Origin of the sequence: Wolbachia endosymbiont (group B) of Ennomos erosarius (assembly GCF_964026905.1) — a bacterium.
In the GTDB taxonomy this organism is placed as follows: Bacteria; Pseudomonadota; Alphaproteobacteria; order Rickettsiales; family Anaplasmataceae; genus Wolbachia.
In genome coordinates, this window is the sequence record NZ_OZ034708.1 from 75,535 (window position 1) to 97,196 (window position 21,662).

Annotated in this window: 12 protein-coding genes and 1 pseudogene; 2 read left to right on the forward strand and 11 right to left on the reverse strand. The window is 35.4% G+C overall.

The genetic code is table 11. The features are described 5' to 3' along the window. Positions 1-8: 8 nt before the first annotated feature. Both AAGD95_RS00400 and AAGD95_RS00405 read right to left on the reverse strand, forming a co-directional pair. Positions 9-959 (reverse strand): complex I NDUFA9 subunit family protein, encoded by a 951-nt coding sequence (locus AAGD95_RS00400; protein ID WP_341818543.1) that lies wholly within the window; start codon positions 957-959, stop codon positions 9-11. A 50-nt stretch (positions 960-1,009) separates the two neighbouring features. Beyond that, positions 1,010-2,377 (reverse strand): UDP-N-acetylmuramoyl-tripeptide--D-alanyl-D-alanine ligase, encoded by a 1,368-nt coding sequence (locus AAGD95_RS00405; protein WP_341818544.1) that lies wholly within the window; start codon positions 2,375-2,377, stop codon positions 1,010-1,012. Between the two features lie 106 nt (positions 2,378-2,483). Between AAGD95_RS00405 and AAGD95_RS00410 the strand changes: the two are divergent. After that, positions 2,484-3,352: pseudogene (locus AAGD95_RS00410) on the forward strand (IS982 family transposase). 85 nt (positions 3,353-3,437) lie between these two features. Here AAGD95_RS00410 and rsmD read toward each other — a convergent pair. From rsmD to AAGD95_RS00450, 8 genes are all read right to left on the reverse strand, one after another. Further along, a complete protein-coding gene (gene rsmD, locus AAGD95_RS00415) occupies positions 3,438-3,986 on the reverse strand; it encodes a 16S rRNA (guanine(966)-N(2))-methyltransferase RsmD (protein ID WP_265034582.1) in 549 nt (182 codons plus the stop codon). A gap of 119 nt (positions 3,987-4,105) precedes the next feature. After that, positions 4,106-4,738 (reverse strand): hypothetical protein, encoded by a 633-nt coding sequence (locus tag AAGD95_RS00420; protein ID WP_341818860.1) that lies wholly within the window; start codon positions 4,736-4,738, stop codon positions 4,106-4,108. Positions 4,739-4,740: 2 nt separating this feature from the next. Continuing rightward, entirely contained in the window at positions 4,741-8,010 is a 3,270-nt protein-coding gene (locus AAGD95_RS00425) for a type IV secretion system protein (protein WP_341818545.1), read from the reverse strand. 90 nt (positions 8,011-8,100) lie between these two features. Then, positions 8,101-11,079 carry a type IV secretion system protein gene (locus AAGD95_RS00430; protein WP_341818546.1) on the reverse strand — a complete coding sequence of 993 codons (2,979 nt, stop codon included), beginning with the start codon at positions 11,077-11,079 and terminating at the stop codon, positions 8,101-8,103. Continuing rightward, on the reverse strand, positions 11,076-13,490 hold the full coding sequence (locus AAGD95_RS00435; RefSeq protein ID WP_341818547.1) for a type IV secretion system protein: 2,415 nt from the start codon (positions 13,488-13,490) through the stop codon (positions 11,076-11,078). Before AAGD95_RS00435 ends, AAGD95_RS00430 begins: the two co-directional genes overlap by 4 nt. A gap of 33 nt (positions 13,491-13,523) precedes the next feature. Further along, positions 13,524-16,061, reverse strand: coding sequence for a type IV secretion system protein (locus AAGD95_RS00440; protein ID WP_341818548.1), 2,538 nt, complete (start codon positions 16,059-16,061; stop codon positions 13,524-13,526). Then, positions 16,054-18,459 carry a VirB4 family type IV secretion/conjugal transfer ATPase gene (locus AAGD95_RS00445; RefSeq protein WP_341818549.1) on the reverse strand — a complete coding sequence of 802 codons (2,406 nt, stop codon included), beginning with the start codon at positions 18,457-18,459 and terminating at the stop codon, positions 16,054-16,056. The genes AAGD95_RS00440 and AAGD95_RS00445 overlap by 8 nt, the downstream gene beginning before the upstream one ends. A gap of 9 nt (positions 18,460-18,468) precedes the next feature. Next, complete coding sequence (locus tag AAGD95_RS00450; RefSeq protein ID WP_253307377.1) at positions 18,469-18,765, reverse strand: type IV secretion system protein VirB3; 297 nt, start codon at positions 18,763-18,765, stop codon at positions 18,469-18,471. Between the two features lie 108 nt (positions 18,766-18,873). Between AAGD95_RS00450 and lysS the strand changes: the two genes are divergently transcribed. Continuing rightward, a complete protein-coding gene (lysS, locus tag AAGD95_RS00455) occupies positions 18,874-20,562 on the forward strand; it encodes a lysine--tRNA ligase (protein ID WP_341818550.1) in 1,689 nt (562 codons plus the stop codon). Between the two features lie 182 nt (positions 20,563-20,744). On the opposite strand, the gene AAGD95_RS00460 is transcribed toward lysS, so the two are convergent. Continuing rightward, on the reverse strand, positions 20,745-21,614 hold the full coding sequence (locus tag AAGD95_RS00460) for an IS982 family transposase (protein ID WP_341818263.1): 870 nt from the start codon (positions 21,612-21,614) through the stop codon (positions 20,745-20,747). Between the last annotated feature and the right edge of the window lie 48 nt (positions 21,615-21,662).

The following is a 21,662-nucleotide window of genomic DNA, read 5'->3' on the forward strand; positions in this document are numbered from 1 at the left end:
CTCTTCTATCAATACTTTCTATAAATCTTCAAGTATTCTGGCACCACATTTTCAATTGCTAATGGTCGAACCTTCATTGTTTCAAGGTCAGCTGACTTTTCGATTGAGCTATTCATCATAACTTTCACCTGATCTTGAGTAAGCACAGGGTTCGTATCTCCGGTTATTGGTTTTAGCAGCATAGAAATAATTTTATTTTCTAAAAAGAAAGCTATTAACTTTGCCATTGGAAAAGATACATTGATCAACAAACACTTTCTGTTAGTAACATTCAGAATAAACTTCAATAAGCTTTTGAAAGAGTAAACCTTTGGTCCGCCCATGTTATAAATTTTCTTGTCTTGCTTATTAAAACTGATAATACGATATACCACTTCAGCTAAGTCTGTTACACATATGGGCTGAAATTTAGTCGTTCCATTGCCAATTAGTGGTAAGAAAGGAAGAATAGTTGCTAATCTTGCAAATTTATTAAAGAAGTTATCTTCCTTACCAAATACAAGGCTTGGCCTAATTATTATTGCTTCTTGAAATGCTGAAGTTACAGCTTTTTCACCTTCCAATTTACTTTGAGCATATTTTGACAACTTGCTATTTTCTATTCCCATAGCAGAAAAATGTATCATCATAGGTACATTTTTCATTTTTGCAGCTTTTGCTATCCTTTCAGCTATTTTAACGTGAACAGCGTAAAAATTGTGCTTTTTTGCTTCATATAATATTCCCACTAAGTTTATGGCTACATCACATTCTTCCATACCCTCCAGAACTGATTTTTCATCAAAAAAATCGCCTTTAAATATTGATATTTGTCCCAAATTGCCACACAATTTTAAACAAGCAGCTTTTTCCTGATTACGAGTGAATATCTTTATTAAATATCCTTCTGCTGCCAAGCGTCTTACGATGTGTTTCCCTATAAACCCCGTTCCACCAAAAATAATTACACGTTTTGTCACAATTAAAGTTCCTAATAATTTGTTACTGTAAATTAATACAATGATTTTGCTTAATATTCTATTATGAATTCCCGTACAATAAGATCCATTTTCATTCCTTGTGAACCTTTAACTAGAATTGCGTCATTATTCTGAATAATGTTAGCTAAATCACTTTTCAATTGATTAGAATCATTAAAATGTGCGCCTCTTATATTATCTGGCAAAAGCTCATGTAATTCTAACATAGATTTACCAACTGTATAAACTTTATCTATATTATTTTCTGTGATAATCTTAACCAAATCTGTATGGAATTCTATGCTCTTATCACCAAGTTCCAACATATCACCAAGCAAAGCTACTTTTCTCTGATTAGAATATGTACTCAAAGTTTTTATTGCAGTTTTCATCGAAGTAGGGCTGGCGTTATAGGAGTCATCAATTAAATGTATATATTTTTTATTGTATTTGACCTTATGAATATTGCCTCTACCTTTCGTTACACTAAAATTCTTAAGTGCAAGTGGTAATTTTGATAAATCAAGTCCGAGGCTCTGCACAACTGCTGCTGCAACAAGTAGCGAACAAGCAAAATGCTCACCTTGCACACGTAAATTACAGTTTATAGTTTGATTGTCACTCAGCCTGATTTTTAAATTTAGCCCGTCATCATTTCTTATTAGGTCCAACAAACAAACTTCAGCATTTTTATCTTTACCGAAGCTTATTACATTTCTATTGGCATGTGATGAGAGATAATCATAATATTTATTATCTCTGTTCAAAATCAAAGTACCGTTATTTTTCATACCATACAGAATCTCTAACTTCGCTTGTGCAACGTCAAATAGTGATGAAAAATTTTCAGTATGTGCAGGTTCGATGTTGGTAATAACTGCAATATTCGGATTACTAATCTTTGATAATTCTTTTATTTCACCAGCTTTATTCATTCCCATTTCAAGGATTAAGTACTGGCAGTTTTTTGGAGCTTTTAGAATTGTCAAAGGCAATCCTATATTATTATTTAAGTTACCTTCGTTTGCATGGGACACTCCATATTGCAATAAAACAGTGTGCAGCATATCCTTTGTAGTAGTTTTCCCGACACTGCCTGTAATTGCAATAACTTTAGCGTCAACAAGAACATTTCTAATATAGTATGATGCCATATCGTGCAAAGCTTTCAGGGTATCTTGTACAATAACGAGAGGGAAACTTTTATATTTACCCTCACTCACTATTGCAGCGGCAGCCCCTTTTAAAAACGCTTCATGCAAAAAATTATGGCCATCAAAATTCTTTCCCTTGAGTGCAATAAATAAATCATCTTTTTTTATGCTTCTTGTGTCCGTTGAAATATTTGAGCTGTAACAACCTCCCTCTCCTCTTCCGCCAGTTGCATCAATGATATTATTTGTGTTCCATTTAAACATGATTTAGAGAGTACTCTTTAAACGCGAATTCTGGATTAAAGGAGAATAGAAAAGGCAAGAAAACAGGGTAAACTCAGCAGTTATAAAAAAATAGATGAGGTTAACCATGGAAGATATAACAAAACTGTTTTGTTTGGTCGATGATTTTTGCAGAGATATAGAGAAAAATTTTGCAGGTAAACTACTGCCAAATGGTAAAAAACCCACAAGAACAACGGAAATTGAGCACTCCGAAATCATGACAATAATCCTGCTATATCAACAATCTCCGTGTAAAAATTTCAAAACTTTCTATCTACATTACCTAACGTTGCTCTACAAATCAGAGTTTCCAAAGTTGCCTTCATATACCAGGTTTGTTGCTCTAAAGCCTAGGGTTTTGTGGCATTTAGCAATGTTGTTGCATTGGCTTTGTGGACAGTCAGAAAACACTGGAATTTCATATATAGACACAACCCCATTGCAGTTTGTCATGCAAAAAGAATATCCAAAAACAAAGTTTTTGCTGGAATTGCAAAATTAAGCAAGAGTACTTACGGCTGGTTTTTTGGTTTCAAATTACATATGGTAATCAATGAAAATGGTGAAATTCATTCACTTACGCTAACAAAAGGCAATGTTGATGATAGGATACCTGTGCCAAATCTGACGGAAAAATTAACCGGCCTTTTGTTTGGTGACAAAGGTTATATTGCAAAAGAGCTTTTTCAGAAGCTGTTTGACCGAGGTTTGAAACTTGTTACCAAGGTGAAAAAAGGTATGAAAAATGCATTGATTTCGCTAAATGAGAAGATTTTACTGAGAAAAAGGTCTATCATTGAGACTGTTTTTGGTTACCTAAAAAATAGACTAGAAATTGAACACACTCGCCATAGATCCCCTGTTAATTTTTTGGTTCATATCTTTTCTACTCTCATTTCCTATTCCATCAAATCCAAAAAGCCTTCTATTTCCTATACTTTCTTCCTTCCTTAATCCAGAATTCGCGTTTTAAAAGTAGTATCTTTGGAAGCTTGACGAAAATAGAACTGAAACCCATCAATGAAAAGCATATACAAGTTTAAGTTGATAGAGAAAGAAAAATTATTCTTGCTATACCGTAGGTGCGTTCCAAGATTATACTGAAGTTTTTATTGCACTCAAAACCTTCGTTTTTCCTAATCTCTAGAATTATCAATGCATCATCACTTAACCAGCCTGAGTGAGCTAGTCCATTCAACGTTGATTCAACCAGATTGCTATTGTAAGGTGGGTCTATAAAAACTACATCGCACTTTGAAATAGGTTGTGGCAATTTGTTAGCACTACAACAAATTAGCGTGACATTGTCCGTAATTCCAAAATCTTCTGCTGTTTTTTTAGGCAATTGCAAATTGTAATAATCTGAATCTACCATAAATGCATGCTTAGCGCCGCGAGAAAGTGCTTCAAATGAAAAAGAACCACTACCACAGAATAAATCAAGTACATTCAAGTTATAAATAGGTTTTCTTGAGGAAAGTATACTAAATATTGCTTCTCGGACAACACTCATAGTTGGTCGTGCAGCTAAATGCTTGCCTGTAGTTATTTTCCTTCCGCGATATTTGCCTGCAATGATGCGTAGCATATTAAATAAGCTCCAAAATAATTAATTATTTATACTATATGATTAATGTCAATATGGCTTTAGCAGTTTAATAGAGAGAAGCTATCGAGCCGCTTGTAAGAAAAACACAAACACAAGACTCATCCGTTATCTTTTTCTGATTTGTCTGCTGCATTAATTGCTTGACCAATCTCATCTTGTAAATCACCATAACTATTTCCTTCATCGTGATTGATCCCTTCAATTCTGCTTTCTAATTCTAACTTAATTATGGTGTTGATTTTATCTATATCATCTAGGAAGCCTTGACATTCTTCATTACTATATTTCTCACCAGATGCCTTTTTTTCGATAAATAGACTTTTAAACTCTGCTAGATCAGAATTCTGATCGGTATTTAGTACAACATTTCTCTCTATGAAGCTAAGATCCGACAGCAGTAAGCTAACCTCCAACAGATCTTCACTTTTCACGCTTTTAAGGTCTTCAAGGCTTTCTAAAATACTAAACACCTTAAGCCTTTCTTGTGCAATCTCTTTGTCTTCCTTATCAAATTCAGACAATAAACTATGATTATCTACAAATTTCTCACTCAAAGCTTTATTTAACCTAGTGAGGTCGATATTGTTGTCCGGTGTGTTATCTAATAGTAGATCTACTCTCGCCCTACGCGCATTTAAAATGTCGTCGTAGTCATTTAACTTTATGTTGCCATCATCGTCTTGCTGCAATTTATAATAATCAAGGCCTTTGAAATTTTTATTAGTCTTCATCTTCAATCCTCTTCTCCTTTTGCATCTGGTTTCCTCATTGGTTCCGGTAATTTCCTTTTGACCGGTTGATCAAGCTTGTCTTTTTCTGGTTCTCTCTTGCGTCCTATGGTGTAATCATGAAGCTTATTCAAGAAATCTTGCCTATGCGATTTTGCTCTACAGAGCAGATTACCTTGGTAACCATCTTTTTCTCCTGTACGGTGGCTAACTCCTATAGAATCAAGGCCATGCTCCCAAGTAAATTTCATAGCATCTTCTATTGTATAGCCCAAATGTGATCCTACATACCCTTTGTAATATTCTAAATATCTATCAATTCTTCTATGCGCAATATCTTCTTTATCAACTCCAAATGCCCTGTAGATCTTTTCCTCAAGCTTATCGACGTCATTTTTAGGTGATGTTGCAAACTTTGTTGCTTCAATAGTAGCACCTACAAATTTACGTGGCACATCAATAACGTGTTTCAGCACACCTCCGACTCTTGGTATCCTGCCTAGTAGATTAGCTGTACCTCCAGCTAGTTGATTAGGGAGCCCAGTAGCAAATTTACCTAGAGACTCAAGTCCTCCACCAATAGCACCTTGCAACATATGCTTAGGTAGAGAAATTAACCCCATTAAATTAGTTACTCCAGCCTTTTCAAAAAATTTAGGTAACGGTATCTGAGATAATATACCACCTCCCTGATACATACTAGATATATTGTAAACGCTGAATCCACCACCAGCTATACTTGAGCCCATTTGTTGTACGAACTCGCGTAAAGAGAACATTAAAAATGAAAGCAGGAATAATACAAAGATTTCCCCTGCATTGATTAAATAACCTCTCTGTATGTCTTGCACCCTTTGGTAATCGCTATTTTCTTGATAATTTTTGCAATCCTCACAATCTTTACATTTCTGACAGTATTCACTGTTGGGATCCTTATATAACTTATGAAGTTTCAGTATTCTACAACCTTGTTGTTCTACTACTCTCTGCACCAAAGACTTTATCTCTCTTTTTAGATCTGGTCTTATGGTACCTTTTCTGTAGTCATCCACTATTTCCCTATAATTTTTACATTTTTCTTCATCTTGCTGAGATTGACAGTAAAGCTCTGTTATTTTACTATTCATACCACCTATCTTTTTGTCTATATTATTGATCAGTAATATAATGTCAGCCCTCTCTGATGCATGAGATAAACTATTTGTTAAGCGCACTAGATCTTTTTCACTACAGCCATTACTAACTACCATATCACTTTCTGCAATATAGTGGTCTGCTGGATTCTTTTTAGTACCAGGAATTGGGTTAAAGAAAGGATAATCTATATAACGAAACCCTTTTTCAATGTAATCCGGTGGAAGAGGGATATACCCAGCACCGCCAGTAAATTTTATTGTACCACCTTCTCTGCTTATCTTTTCTATACCTTCTATGTTCTTATCTACGTTCAGCGGAGAAGCTTCTCCAAGAGTGTAAGGTACGAAAATTTGCCCTGGGGTCCAACCAAAGTACTGCTTATCAACGATACAAAAACCACCAAACACCCATTTTGGAGCACATAACCTTACCTCAAACCATTTATTGTAGCATACAGTAAAACCTAACTGCCTATAAAAGGCATTCATTATAATGGAAGCCAGTAATGACAAGAGAGTAAATATCATAATCGACTTTAAACAAAAACTGATGCAGAATTTTATCCAACCTTCAAATAGACTTTTCAACGGTGAAAATAAAATAGAAATTAGAAACAGTGGCATGATGGCTATAAGAAAAGCTATACCCATAAAACCAGAGAGGAATATTATGTAAGCATATAAGCACAGCAAGAAATATAAAACTATCCCTATGAAAATTGCCGGTATCATAAGAAGGCTTGCCCACATTTGGTAATGTAAAAACGCTGCAAACTTTTTCCAAACAGAGTAAGCAAAAAACTTGTTGAACATGTTCTCCATAAAACCAAACAACTTATCAGTATTTGAATTAGGAGCAAAGTTAGTAATTATACTTATCAATTGTTCAAGACCTTTGATGAATAAAACAAGAAAATGATCATAGAAAAACTTAAAACTTCCAGGAGATATAAGCACTATCACTAGAGTGATTTTCATCATTCTGATGAGCATATCATGCTTAGTCTCTTGTATCATGCCAAAAAGATAAAGAAGCGATGAAATCATTACAAATAGAACAAGCAAGGAAAGAACAAAATTGTGAAAGCTCGTACTTTTTTCAGCTATATTTTCGAACATAGCTTGTGCAACTGCAGGATCATTGCTATTAAAATGTTTTTTGCAATTTTCGTTAATCAACAATACACATTTTAGATAGTTATAAATGTAATCAAAAAACCCAAAACTACTTGGCTGCTGCACTCCACTTAAGAACTCAAAAGAGTAGCCACCTGCATTATCTAAGTAATATCTATCTAATATTTTTACATATATTTTCCATCCCTTTTTTAATTTCACCGGGTCACAATTTCTGTCCTTTAATTTAGTGCTATCTCTGTCTAAAGTAAAAAATCCATTGTCGCCCTCTGCTGTGGAGTTATAACCTAGATGTACAGTAGGAGATGAAGGATTACGCATAGATTTCAGACTTTCATTAGGATCTGGTTCCATGGTTTTTTTACCATCCTTACCTGTAAAGGTTCTTCTGAATAAAAGGTAAGCACCATGACCATTGGTAAACCAACATGGAGCACCACGTGATACTGTATTTGCGCTATCATCTTCATTAATGCACTTGCACTTTACAGTGCAACTTGCATTAGACTTACTTGAAATTTTCTGTGGCGCACTAGGTTTGTAATCATTACAAACTAAGTGAAAGTCAGGTAGACTATTATCACCTGACTTGCCTTCAAATTTAGTTGCATATTTTAACTGCTCCAAGCTTTGTAAGGTATAACTGCCTTTTTTAGATTCCTTCTTGTTATTATTACTCCAAGATGTCCATGCACCATTCACTCGCACTTTTAAACTATCTCCATTGGTTTCGAGCCCGGTATCCTCCCACTCCACCACTTGGTTATGGTGAAAACCATAATTAATTTCACCAGTTTCAGGATCAACAACTTCTCTATCTTTTGGAATAAATGCATTGTGGTCGCTTGAAAAATGAGCGCTTACTGCAATAGGTTTAGGACCAAAATAGTCAGCAGATATACACCTTGGAAAAGGCATATCGTTTTTACTACAACCTGTGATCAGCACATAAGCTGCAAGAAGTAATACTCTAAACCAACATTTGCCTAAACGTGATTGCATATCTAAACTTTTTCCAAATATAGAAATAAATTTCTAAAACTTTACTTAAAATATCTTTTTAATTAGTTACTCCATAACATCATTCATATCTTACTTCTCTCCATTTCCTTCCTTGTTTTTAGCTTTATCACTAGGATCACTTCTTATTGTTTCATCAGGATTTTTTTGCTGACCTGATTGTTTTGGTGCTTCAGGTTTAGAGCTCCCCCTCTCCTTTTTATCAGGACCTTCTTGCTTACCTGATTGTTCTGGTATTTCAGATTTAGGGCTCATGGAATTATCCTTCACGTCAACTTCCGTCCGATCTTTACCCACTTGTTGCCTAATGTTCTGTATAATACCTTGGGTCTTATCATCAAGGCCAACGGTGGACAGCATAGCTTGCGATGCGCTCTTAGCAACTTGACCAACACTGCCAGCAACCCCAAAACCAGAGCTGAATAGTGCTTGTGCCATAGCTTCCGATATAGAAACAAAAGCTTCCATTGCACCGGCAATAATGAGGTATATAAACGCCTGGATTAGGTCTATAGGTAATGCTGCAAAGTGCCCACCAGCTCTTTCTCCGGTACTTAATGCAACATCAACATTAGTGCCAGGACTGTATCCAAGAGGCAGTATTGATTTCATCAGGCATAGATCATACGATAAGAAATTTACGCTAATTAAACATTGATAGCATGCAGAAAAATTTGTGAGATTGTATAGAACTGAATACATCAACTGATTTAAAAGAGATAAAGATGAAAATAAAATAACTGGTTGTACTGCAACGTGAGCCAGCGTTTTTATCCAGTTATCAAACAAGGATTTAGTCTGTTGGAATAGAATAAATACAATAAACAAAGGTGTTAACGACAATAAAAACGCTACTAAAACAGTAGATATTACATATTTAAACGTAGCGCTAATAATGCATTTTAAGAACATAAAAGTAGCGTAGAGTATTGCCAAAAATGCAATAAAGCCAAAAGGACCAGAGAGCATCAATGATAAAAACTTTAACCAAGTTTCTGCTGTGAATAATACTCCTGCTGTCAAGTCTAAGAATGCAAATTTTCTCCCCCCTTCCCCTATATAGCCAGAAAAGCTATCAACTAAATAAGTGCTACCATCTACAAAAAGTCTGGATAAAGTTGTACCAAAAAGTTCCCAGCTTCTATCGCTAAAGGCAAAAGCTATAAATGCTATCTTGAACATTCTTACAATGAAATCAAATTTACTTAGCTGTATTGTTCCAAGCATATAGCCAACGACAGTAAATATAACGTATAGAGTAAGCAAAGCTCTTACTCCTTGAAGAAGACCTCTTGCATATCCTTTGTATGAATCTTTAACGCTGTCCCCAATTACTTCTTCTTTTATAAGTTTAAATACCCCGTTTACATTCGATGAAATAAAATCATTAATTTTTCTTTTGACAAATAAAGTTACTGTGTACTTATTATATTCATAATATTTGCCATATTTGTCTGTAATATCACCTTTCTCTACATTGCTTACATCAATACCGAAATATATCTTCTTAGATTCTTTGTTCTGAAAGTGTTTTCCGCTTATTACATCTAATATGGTGTACTCATCTTTTCCGTTTATTCTTTCTCTCACTCCTACCACTTTGAAATCATTAGTTCCCACACCATGCAGATCTTTAGGTGGCTCATCACCCAAATACACATACAGTTTTTCGCCATTAATGTATTGACATGATCTAGTCACTTTAACATGGTACCCACCCCTATTAGCTTCATAGTGACCATAATCTGCGATAGCAAGCATCACACTACTACCAAGTGTTACACTTCCTATTGGATAGTCATGATTTAACCTCAGAGAAAAATCTCCAAATTTATCTTTAATTTGTGAACACACATTATCCCCTTTTGCACCCTTTTTCTTTGGAAGACATTGAGTACCTTGAGCAGTATCTTGATCACCAAGATCACCAATTTTTGCAACAAGAGCCTCAGCCCAGGAAATATCTTGTTTAGTGTTTGATGTAAAATCAACGTTAATCTGCATGGGACCCCCTTTATTTTCTTCTATCCTCTTAAGCTTATCTTCAACTCCTTTAAGGTGAGAATACATGTCACATTTATTTCCTTTATCATATTTGCTATACCTTATAGAAGAGACACAGTTCCGTTCTTTGTCTTTATATGTATAATTCCATATACCCTTCTCGGTATAGCACACGTTCTGATGGTAACAATTAAGCTCATAAGAGTTGTACTTTTTTATCTCGTTAGGATCGCAGTTTTTTCCGTTACATAATTCATTCAATCCTATTTTAGTGCGGCGTAAATCGAGCAGCGAGCCATGCATCCATGGTTCGTTGTCTTGAATATAACCTTTATTAAAATGTACCTTATTATCATATGGAGTGTACCCATTGCCAACTAGCACTTTTCTTTTTTCCATGTTTTCTTTGCTAAGCTGCGGAAATTCTACTTCGGTCCTTCTACCATTGTCTCCACAAAAGAACTTTCCTCCATTGAGCATGTTTTTTACCGTAGTTTTTTTATCTCCTTCCTGAGTGCTATAACAATTGTCATCAAAACTGATGCCTTTCCCTTCTGGATTGTCATAATCAATTGTTATTTTTCTGGGAACTAAGCTAAAGCTTAACTTATCACCAGGACTTACTTTTATTCCAGTGTCTACATAACGTCTATTGCTGCCAAATCCTTTACCGCCGCACAATTCGTTTTCATTTACGCCTTTTTCATCAACGCCATAATTATTAGGCACATCGTTAATATTTGCAGCTTTACTATAATTTGGTTCTGAGCCATCAGCACAAAAGCTAGCTGGCACAAGTACTTTCCTTGGATTTTTACCTTCTTTAAGAGGGCAAAAATTTACTGATCCATCGAGGGTGAATTTGATTTCCTCACCCTTGCTAATTACTTGACCAGAATCAACCCAATGAATTTTATCGGCTTTATGAACTGGAACGTCCACATTAACGCTAGTGTTTCTGCTCTGCAACCCAGGCTCAACACAATCCATAGTACAACCAGTGATTGCAAGACACAGTATCAATAATAGTGATCTTTTACTTATCATTGCTGTCTTCCTGGTTGTGGTATCTGAGGCGTTGACCTTTGAGTCCCTTGTGGTATTTGAGGTCTTGACGCACCTGACTGTTGAGGAGCACCTCCTGCTCTTCTTTGAACGCTTTGTTCATCTAACCCTACTGTTCCCATTAAGCTTTGTTGATATCGTCCTCCAGGTTCGTTTTGCACATAAACCCCAAACAACGAGTCAGATATTGTCGAAGAAGCTTCCACTAAAGCTTTCATAGCGTGTCCTAAAATAACAAAAGCCATCATAGCGGTAATATTAGGTGTATATTTGGAAGCATAACCATAAAAAATACAAGGGTTAAAAATCTTTAGGTTAATACTAAGTATACACGTAGAGCAGACTTCAAAATCAAATACTGAATATATGATATAATCCATAACTTGACTTATCAGTGATATAAAAATTAAAAGCACTACTGGATGAATCGCAAATCTTGCTAAATTTTTAACCCAGTTGTGAAACAACTGCCTAGTATACGCAAATAAAAGACAAATAATAAAAATAGGTGCTAAAGAAAGTAATAACGCAACTATTGCTATAGATGTAATAAAAGAAAATAAGGCGTTGAAAATAGATAAGCTCACTGTGATTAAACCCCAAATCACCAAGCAAAAAGATACAATGCCTAAAGGGCCAGAAAATATAAGAGATACTATTAACAATACTGAATGCGATGACAAGAACCTATTGAGCGGTAAATCAAGAAACTCAAAAACATTTGAAGTAGTGCCTCTAAAATTTGCTATTTCTATTAGTTGTTTTGGAGTGTTAATAAATATAGAGAATGCATTGTTATAAAAAAAGTCCCAGCTATTATCCTGCAATAGCTGGGCGATGATTCCTATCTTTACGCATATAATTAAAAACTCATATATAGAAATATGAGTTAATCCAAAAAAGTAGTAAAGGGTATATAAGGTTATGTATAATACTAACAGCGATATTATCGTGGATCTAATGTTATTTGTTCTGCCTGATTTTATAAAACTTTCATAAAGAGACTTTACAGGACTGCTATCGGCATGAATCGCGTTAGGGTCTTTATAGCTGGAACCAAAAAATGCAGTTTTCACTTTTTCATCAAAGAAATTATATATTGCACTAAAAGTTCTTGTAGGTGGCTCTTTAGTTGTGAGGTTAATGCTAAACTGACCTTCATTTTTGTAATCGCAGCCATGGTCTCTTATTCCGTAATATACGGTACCTGTTTTGTCTTTTAACTTTTCTTTTAAGCTTTCCATGTCTTGAACGTCATGAACTTTGCTAATATCCACAGATATATCCCCCTGATTTTCATCACCAGGCTGATGCTCAGGGAATTTATCAGAAACGCGTATGTATAAGTTGTTTTCCAGATTAGGAATCCTTGTTACTCTTATATTGAAACCACCTTTGTCATTTTTATCGTAGCAGTACTTGTCATTTCTACTACATAAACTAAAAGTTAATCTTGGTGTTCGATAGTTATCTCTTATCTTGTGATCACAATTAGTGCATAAACCACCTCCTGGAATGTGTTCAAGAGTTTCATTATCCATACCAACTTTTAGAAATGTAATGTCAGTTTTTACCTGCTTTTTTTTCAGTATGTTACTAATAGCGTTAACATCAGACCGGGATACCTCACCCTCTATACTATTGCATTCAATATACACGCAATCTTTGTTTCCGCTGCCAGAAGAAAATTTACATATACGTTTACAGAGTAAATTTAAAATGCGCGTATCTGTTTCGTTTTTCTGATCACTTGAAAGCCCACTGCAGTCTATATTTTCCCCTTGTTGTTTTAGAGAGTTGATGACATTTTTAATTTTCTCTCTTTTATCTTGATCTAATTTTAAAGACCAGTATTCTTTTCCATTCAACCATTGTGCATCGCCTATTTCATATTTATTAGGACATATTGTGTACTTATATTTTCCATCTTGCCATATTGCCTGACATTTTTTTTGGTTTAAAACATGTGCAAAATACTCCTCTTCCCCCTCACCGCAATTCTCGTCAATTTTTTTGTAGGTGACCGTGCCATTATCATTTTTACACATTTTACTCCCAATAACACTAAAGCTTATCGTATCACCTTTTTTAAGTGCAAATGGTAATGTAACGTCATTTCTCCCAGGCCCAATTGCAAAATCTACGTACTGCTTAGGACAAAAATTAACCTTACTAGGCACTATATCAATCTCTGTTACTCTTATGCTATCTGAGATATAGACACCAGAATCAACCCATTTCTGCTCTGTTGACACTATATCTAGTTTTTCACGCAAACCTGATAAATTTTCTGGCTTAATACAGTGATCCTCCCCGCATCCAGACAATAAAAAAAGCACCACAAAACTTATGCATAGCTTACCCAAGTTTTGGTTACTTAAACGTTTAAGCATCTGTTACTTACCTTAACTAGCATCACCGTCACCTTAGTTAATAGTTTCGCTGGAACCTTTACCACTATCTCCACCTCCTCCACCAGCACCACCTCTTGCCTTCTTGACAGCTGCAGCAGCAGCTTGACCAACACCTCCAGCAGCAGCTTTTGCAGCAGATAAAGCTTTGCCCACCATTTGTCCAGGTGTATGACCTGAGCCAAGTGCTGCTCTATGGTTACCAGCAAGTTCAGCAGCCATGTTAGGAAGAATGTTTAAAAAGTGGTAAAAGAGGAATAACACTAGACACAACTTTAATAACTCTCCGATGAGAGAGCTGCCAAACTCCATGTATGTAAAGTCGAATAGACCAAGTATGCTGCTCTTTTTAAAGCTATAGTTTTGCATCATACATGCTAGAGTAGTTTCATTGTTATTACATTCTCCATCTTTTAATTTAAACCATTGTTTTTTGCTACCACCCGAGGCTTTTATTTTATCCTCATATTCCTTGTCCGACTCAAAGTTCAAATTTTTAAAATAAATTTTATCACATGCTATGAACATAAAGGACAAAAACGCAAAAAGGATAACCGGGTATAAGCTATAGGTGATTAATTCTCTTACCCAGCCATCAAAATATCCTTTGGTGTGTTGGAATAAAACCATAGGAATAAACAAAGGTGATAGAATAACAATTGCACTTAAAGCAACTAGAGATAAAATAAATACATAGCACAGCCACAAAATAACCATCATCATCAGAACGGCCATAAATATACAGACAAGAGCTACTAAAATTTGTCCACCAGCGAAAATAATACCAATCACCGAACCTGCAACTAACAAGACAGGAGCAGCGCCAAGCAAGACCGCTAACGTTGCAACACCTCCGGTACCAATTTTGCCACCAATTCCATCTAAAGGGGCACCTAAATAAAATAAAATTCTGCAATCAAGCCTATCCCAAGGTGCAAGGTAGCTGTAAGATATTTTCTTCCCATGACGCATGTATTCATAATCCCTACCTGCTTCATAATTACATATACCTTTACTTTCAGATGATGCCTTCAATACTATTTCTGACAGCCCATTAGAAAGTTTTGTCAAATACTCATAGCCCTGTTGCATGCCACTACCTGTTGCAAAGTAAATCACTAAAGCGAATTTAATGATCAACATGTACATTTCTTGTGGACTACGCACTCCGCCAGACATGGCTTTTATAGAAAACAGTATTAAAGCTAGAACCAAAACAGCAGTTACAGTGTTTTTCAACCTCTTTTGTGCTACAGATAAGAAACTGCCCTTGTTATGTCCATCTTTATCCTTAAGTGGGCTGCCACTTGAATCAATACCTGCAACTAAATTATCTAACGATTCCTTAATGCATTGCACTATCATAGAAGTCACGGGAATAGGAGCTAATGATTTACTCCCTGCCTGGTTATAACAAGCTTCAGAGACATACGAGCTAAAACAGCCAGCATTATCATAACCTACAAAAACTTTTCCTTCTTTTTCCTTATTTCTTATAGTAGTTTTATAGTCATCATTATTACCAATAGGAACTTCTTCCTTTCCTGTACCATCTTTATTTTTGAATATCATCACAGATTTTTCACACATAGGAGCAATCGGGTCAGGTGGCAATTCTGTGCATCCCATATCAACCCCTTGCGGCCAAGGAGTCATTTCGATACCAAGCATTCTCACACTTGCTAACTCCACACACAATCTGCCCATTTTTCTCACTGCTTTGAATGTAGCTCCATGTATGGGTTCGCTCTGTCCTGCTTTGAGAACTCTACATTCCAGACCACCATCAACCTTCGAGGACCATGACCCATCTACGTATCCAGTGTCTTTCTCCCTGACATCAAAGTCTATGTATCCAGGTTTTCCTCTGGAATTAAAGTCTACCTTATTAAAAAGATTACCAAAAGTTAAAGGGTTTCGATGACATACTTCTATATATTCACTGTATTGCACACCATTTTTTGGCCAGTAATAACTCTCTGTACTCTCCTGAACGTTAGAATTTAAGGCTTCTTTTTCTGCTCTTTTCCCGTCATAATCTTTTTTGTTCACGTCTTCCCGAGCTTTATTTTGCAAACAAGAAAAATATTCATCTTCTGTTTGGTAATTTTCATTGGTGCAGCCACTATAACCTGTGTCTTCTAATTTAAAATTTTTGTATTTTCCATCATGATCACGTGCAACTGGGTGTTTAACAAAACTATGTTCACAAACAACAAGCCCTCCTATCGCTTTCCAGACTCCAACGATTGCAGCTATCATTCCAACAATAACAAAAGCAGTAAACAAACCAGCAGAAGAAACGATCAAAACAATGCCAGTAAATATTGCACCAACAGCAATCGCTATTCCAGCAAGTGCTGCAGCTGTTTTAAAAGCTCCACAATCAGGATTAGAGGCACGACTAAAGCTGCCAGTAGAGTTAAATCTACTAACAAATTCCGTCTTGTCAGTACCACTTACTCCATCTGCAAGTACTGGATATGAGAGTAAGAAATCTATATTTAGTAAAAATATCGCAATTAATAGCAATGACAGCTTAGTCTTAAACATTTTTTACCTTCTGATAAAATATAGGCAACCATACTTTTGGGTTGTCCCCAACTTCATTTAATATATCGTGTAACAATAGAACACTTTCTGCACGTCCGGATAATACGTTGATTATATCATCCAGGTCTTTTAAGTCTATTCTAGCTACTACAGCATTAACTCCTTGTTTCACTAAAAAGAATCTAGTACTTGGATCTGTGTGCTTAATTAATATATATTCACGTTCAGTTAACATAAAAACATCCCGATAGACACTAGTAGCTTTCAGATTTGGTAAAAAAATCTGTGTCGCTGTTTGTTGTACAAGCGTATCGCTAATAGCACTTTTACTTGCATCCTCAACACTCTGAGTAGCAAAAATCACAAAAGCATTTAGTTTTCTCAGTACCTTCAACCAGTCTTTTATCTTGGGTGCAAAAACTGGATTATCTATTAATGCCCATGCCTCATCAAGAACGATAATAGATGGAGTGCCATCAAGAGATATACTAATCCTATGAAATAAATAAATCAATACTGGTCCAAGGGCAACAGGATCTTTGAGCAAGCTAGCCATCTCAAAACCAAATACTCTTGCTCGTGAAAAATCTAGCAAATCTTCTTTATTGTCAAATATTGCAGCATGAGAACCATTATCATGCCACATAGATATTGCCCCAGCTAGAGTATCAGGACCTGCAAGCCCTAAAAACGGTACGAGGTTTCTCAAGAACCTGTCTTCTTTTCTTAATTTAAAATTCCCTTCAATTGCATCATTAATTCGTGCAATATCTTCTGAAGTAAATTTATCATTATATACCGAAATTAAAGACTTTATCCACTCCATTAAAAATGTTCTATTATCAGAGGTCTCATCAAGTTGCAAAGGATTAAAATTTGTTTTAGTTCTTGGTTCTATTACAGTATAGTTACCACTAAGTGCTCTCAAAAAAATCTCTGCACCGCGATCTTTATCAAAAAAGAATATCCTTGGAGAAAACTTCATCGCTTGGGCACACAAGAAATTCATTAAAACAGTTTTACCAGCACCAGTTGGGCCAATTATCATAGTGTGTCCAACATCCCTTATATGAAAGTTGAAAAAAAATGGAGTACCAGATGTTGTGTCAAAAACTGTAACGGCATCTCCCCAGTGGTTATTGAATTTATTACCAGTAGGATAATTATGTTGAGATGCAAATCCAGCCAAATTAAGACTACTTATTGTAGCTTTTCTCACTATATAATCGAAATTACCAGGAATTTGCGCCCAAAATGCTGGTTCAAGGTTAACTCTCTCACGGATAGGGTAAACACCGCAATTAGAAAGCTCTGATTCTACCAACGACAGAGCGTTATCCAATGATTTAGGACTTTTTTCTATACATAAAATAGTCAGGTGATGTTGACCAAAGGCAATCTTACCACTCATTGCGTCATCAAGCGCTTGAGAAATTTCTGCTATTTGAGAAATAGCTTTATCTGCAGACTGTATCATTCGATTTTGCTGTATCTGCATTTTTCCAATTGCTATTTGCCTGTTTGTAAATTGAAAAGATTGCGTAATTATAAATTCGTAAGGAAGTTGTAAAAAAGAATCAAGCATTCCTGCAGAAGTATTATTTCCATACTCTTTTATACTAACTATTCCAGCATATTTACTCTCATTATGAGTCACAACCTGTATCATCTTACGGCCAAAGAATAATCTATGTACTGGTAAGTATCTTGATATTTCAGTTCTTAGCGGAAAAAGCGTATTTGTAACGAAGCCACAATTTACAATTCTAGATAGAAACTCCATTATTTCACAGAACAAACCACCTGGAGTTTCTTTTACTCCAAGGATTTTAGGCGAATAATTCCTAAGGCTTGTCACTACACGATTTGTCGTTTCCTCTAAATCTTCATATGTGGCACGCATATCACTTTCCCAAGCATGTTTTGAAGTTACATGCCCGAATTTTTTTAGTAGATGTGACAAAAATTCTACTCCTTTCGTGTCCGCTCTACGGATAATCGTAATGTATAGGTCATTAATAAATGATTGCCTTGTTGCGTGTTTTTCTCTCCATTTTAGATTTACGTGATTAGCGAAAAAATTCGGCAAACCTTGACTTGCAAATTCATCAGAAAAAATATTTTTCTTACGTCTGATAGTATGAAAATACAAACTAAATGCCGGAGATGAAATGCTTCTTAGCATCTGATTCCTGATGTTGTTCTGTATGACTAAATCCTCGTCATCAGCGGTTTCAAATGCAAAACCACTTAATTTTATAACCTTAACCAACCAATTTTCTTTTGTCATCAAGGTTGTGCTATTCCAATAGCAAGAATAAGGAATAAATTCAGCAGCGTGAACTTCCCTGTTCAGAGTAGATTTATTCTTCGATTGAATAGCCCTAAACCTCAGCATCACACAACGTTAAGCAATATCATAAGAATTGGCTCCATGATAAAAACGATTTAAACATTTCGAGCACTTTCCTAATTTTACCATAAATAATTCAATAAACAACGGTTCTTTTGCAGAAGCTATATAGCCAAGTCCATGTATACCTGGTAACATTAAGAGAATCACTCTCAAATCATTTGAATTAATGAAAATTAGCAGGCAAATCAGAACGTTTAATATTGCAAACATATAACTCACACCAAAGAGCATTGCAGGTCTTGTAAGACCTTTAAATAATTGATCTGTTTGTATACTACCTGTGGACATATCTTTAACCTTCTAATAATCGCTCTAACACTAATACTATATCATTATATTAAAAATCCATTGAAACTAGTAGCACTTTAAGTTAAGGTACATTATTTAACCCAGATAATGACAAGTTGGCCATTTCAAGAAGCAGAAAAAATATTGCAAGAGTTTCCTAATAAAAAAGAAATAATATTTGAAACTGGTTATGGACCCTCTGGTTTACCCCACATAGGAACCTTTGGAGAGGTTTTTCGCACTACAGTTGTTGTAAATGCATTAAAAAAAATAGCTCCTGGTATAAAAACCAAAATCATTGCAGTTTCAGATGATATGGATGGTTTACGAAAAATACCAGATAATGTGCCAAATCAAGAGATGCTAAGAGAGCACTTAAATAAACCATTGACTATGATACCTGATCCATTTGGCACTCATCAGAGTTATGGTCATCATATGAATTCATTGTTGTGTAAATTTCTTGATTTGTTTGAATTTGAATACGAATTTAGGAGTGCAACAGAGTGTTATAAATCTGGCGTTTACGATGAAAAACTTTTACTCTTGCTGAAAAATTATGATAAAGTGATGGACGTAATGCTTCCATCATTTCGGGAAGAAAGGCAGCAGACTTATAGTCCATTCTTGCCAATATGCCCAAAAACTTCTCAAGTTTTACAAGTTCCAGTAATTGAAACAAATACAGATAAAGGAACAATCACGTATGAAGATCCAAACGGGGAAAAAATAGAAGTTCCGGTAACAAAAGGAAAATGCAAACTGCAATGGAAACCTGATTGGGGAATGAGGTGGGCCGCATTTGGAGTAAATTACGAAGCTCACGGAAAAGATTTAACTCCATCTGCTGTGCTTTCAAGTCAAATATGTGAAATACTTGGAAAAAAGCCACCACTTCTGTTTTGCTACGAGCTTTTCCTTGATAAAGAAGGAAAGAAAATATCAAAATCAAAAGGAAATGGCATTTCAATTGAAGAGTGGTTAACTTACGCACCAACAGAGAGCTTAGCATTGTACATTTTTCAGAGTCCTAAAAAAGCTAAACGTTTATATTTTGATGTGATACCAAAATCAACTGATGAATATCTAGAGTTTGTTAAGCGTTATAATGAGAATAAAGAAAAGGATACAGACAGTAGACTTACTGCAGAATCGCCTATAATTTCAGAACCATTTGTTAACTCAGAGGCTTCTGTTATCCCAGACCCCTCTACTGTCATCCGAGTAGCGGACACTGGGATGACACCTGACCGAGGTGCTAATTTTTCACTAGAACAACGATTAGACAATCCTGCATGGCATATCCACCAGGGCAAAGTTCCAAATATAGATACTTCAGGCATAAATTTCTCGCTACTTTTAAACCTAGCAGCAGCTTGTAACGCCGAAAACAAAGAGATCCTATGGGGTTTTATATCCTCTTATGCACCAAACGTTACACCAGAAAATAATAAAATGCTTGATAGTCTTTCAGACTTTGCAGTAAAGTATTACCACGATTTTATCAAACCAACAAAATCATATAAAACTCCAAATGCAAAAGAGAAAGAAGCGTTACTAGATTTGAAGGACACTTTACATTCTCTATCTATAACTGCTACTGCTGAAGAAATTAAATCTCAGGTATTTTCTATTGGAAAAAAATATGATTACACCAACTTACGTGATTGGTTTCAGCTATTATATGAAACGTTACTTGGCCAAAAAACCGGCCCAAGAATGGGATCCTTCATAAAGCTTTATGGAATAGATAATACGATTTCTCTCATAGAAAGCGCTACTAAATGTATACTTTAGAGTTTACCTTCTTTCATTTGAGCTCTTTAGTTTTAATAAGAATTCCTTGACACATTTTGCCAGCCCCCTTATCACTACTCCGCCAACAATGTTGCAAAAAACATAAAACTAGAGAAAACTATTTCTCGAAAACTTCTGTGTCCAAAAACAAAAGTGAAAACTTTAATAACGCGAATTCTGGATTAAGGAAGGAAGAAAGTATAGGAAATAGAAGGCTTTTTGGATTTGATGGAATAGGAAATGAGAGTAGAAAAGATATGAACCAAAAAATTAACAGGGGATCTATGGCGAGTGTGTTCAATTTCTAGTCTATTTTTTAGGTAACCAAAAACAGTCTCAATGATAGACCTTTTTCTCAGTAAAATCTTCTCATTTAGCGAAATCAATGCATTTTTCATACCTTTTTTCACCTTGGTAACAAGTTTCAAACCTCGGTCAAACAGCTTCTGAAAAAGCTCTTTTGCAATATAACCTTTGTCACCAAACAAAAGGCCGGTTAATTTTTCCGTCAGATTTGGCACAGGTATCCTATCATCAACATTGCCTTTTGTTAGCGTAAGTGAATGAATTTCACCATTTTCATTGATTACCATATGTAATTTGAAACCAAAAAACCAGCCGTAAGTACTCTTGCTTAATTTTGCAATTCCAGCAAAAACTTTGTTTTTGGATATTCTTTTTGCATGACAAACTGCAATGGGAGTTGTGTCTATATATGAAATTCCAGTGTTTTCTGACTGTCCACAAAGCCAATGCAACAACATTGCTAAATGCCACAAAACCCTAGGCTTTAGAGCAACAAACCTGGTATATGAAGGCAACTTTGGAAACTCTGATTTGTAGAGCAACGTTAGGTAATGTAGATAGAAAGTTTTGAAATTTTTACACGGAGATTGTTGATATAGCAGGATTATTGTCATGATTTCGGAGTGCTCAATTTCCGTTGTTCTTGTGGGTTTTTTACCATTTGGCAGTAGTTTACCTGCAAAATTTTTCTCTATATCTCTGCAAAAATCATCGACCAAACAAAACAGTTTTGTTATATCTTCCATGGTTAACCTCATCTATTTTTTTATAACTGCTGAGTTTACCCTGTTTTC

Excerpts from the sequence above, each read along its gene's own strand:
- AAGD95_RS00450 (WP_253307377.1), bottom strand. The coding sequence starts at position 18,765 with ATGTCCACAGGTAGTATACAAACAGATCAATTATTTAAAGGTCTTACA.
- AAGD95_RS00440 (WP_341818548.1), bottom strand. The coding sequence starts at position 16,061 with ATGTTTAAGACTAAGCTGTCATTGCTATTAATTGCGATATTTTTACTA.
- rsmD (WP_265034582.1), bottom strand. The coding sequence starts at position 3,986 with ATGCTACGCATCATTGCAGGCAAATATCGCGGAAGGAAAATAACTACA.
- lysS (WP_341818550.1), top strand. The coding sequence starts at position 18,874 with ATGACAAGTTGGCCATTTCAAGAAGCAGAAAAAATATTGCAAGAGTTT.
- AAGD95_RS00425 (WP_341818545.1), bottom strand. The coding sequence starts at position 8,010 with ATGCAATCACGTTTAGGCAAATGTTGGTTTAGAGTATTACTTCTTGCA.
- AAGD95_RS00430 (WP_341818546.1), bottom strand. The coding sequence starts at position 11,079 with ATGATAAGTAAAAGATCACTATTATTGATACTGTGTCTTGCAATCACT.
- AAGD95_RS00420 (WP_341818860.1), bottom strand. The coding sequence starts at position 4,738 with ATGAAGACTAATAAAAATTTCAAAGGCCTTGATTATTATAAATTGCAG.
- AAGD95_RS00460 (WP_341818263.1), bottom strand. The coding sequence starts at position 21,614 with ATGGAAGATATAACAAAACTGTTTTGTTTGGTCGATGATTTTTGCAGA.
- AAGD95_RS00435 (WP_341818547.1), bottom strand. The coding sequence starts at position 13,490 with ATGCTTAAACGTTTAAGTAACCAAAACTTGGGTAAGCTATGCATAAGT.
- AAGD95_RS00445 (WP_341818549.1), bottom strand. The coding sequence starts at position 18,459 with ATGCTGAGGTTTAGGGCTATTCAATCGAAGAATAAATCTACTCTGAAC.
- AAGD95_RS00405 (WP_341818544.1), bottom strand. The coding sequence starts at position 2,377 with ATGTTTAAATGGAACACAAATAATATCATTGATGCAACTGGCGGAAGA.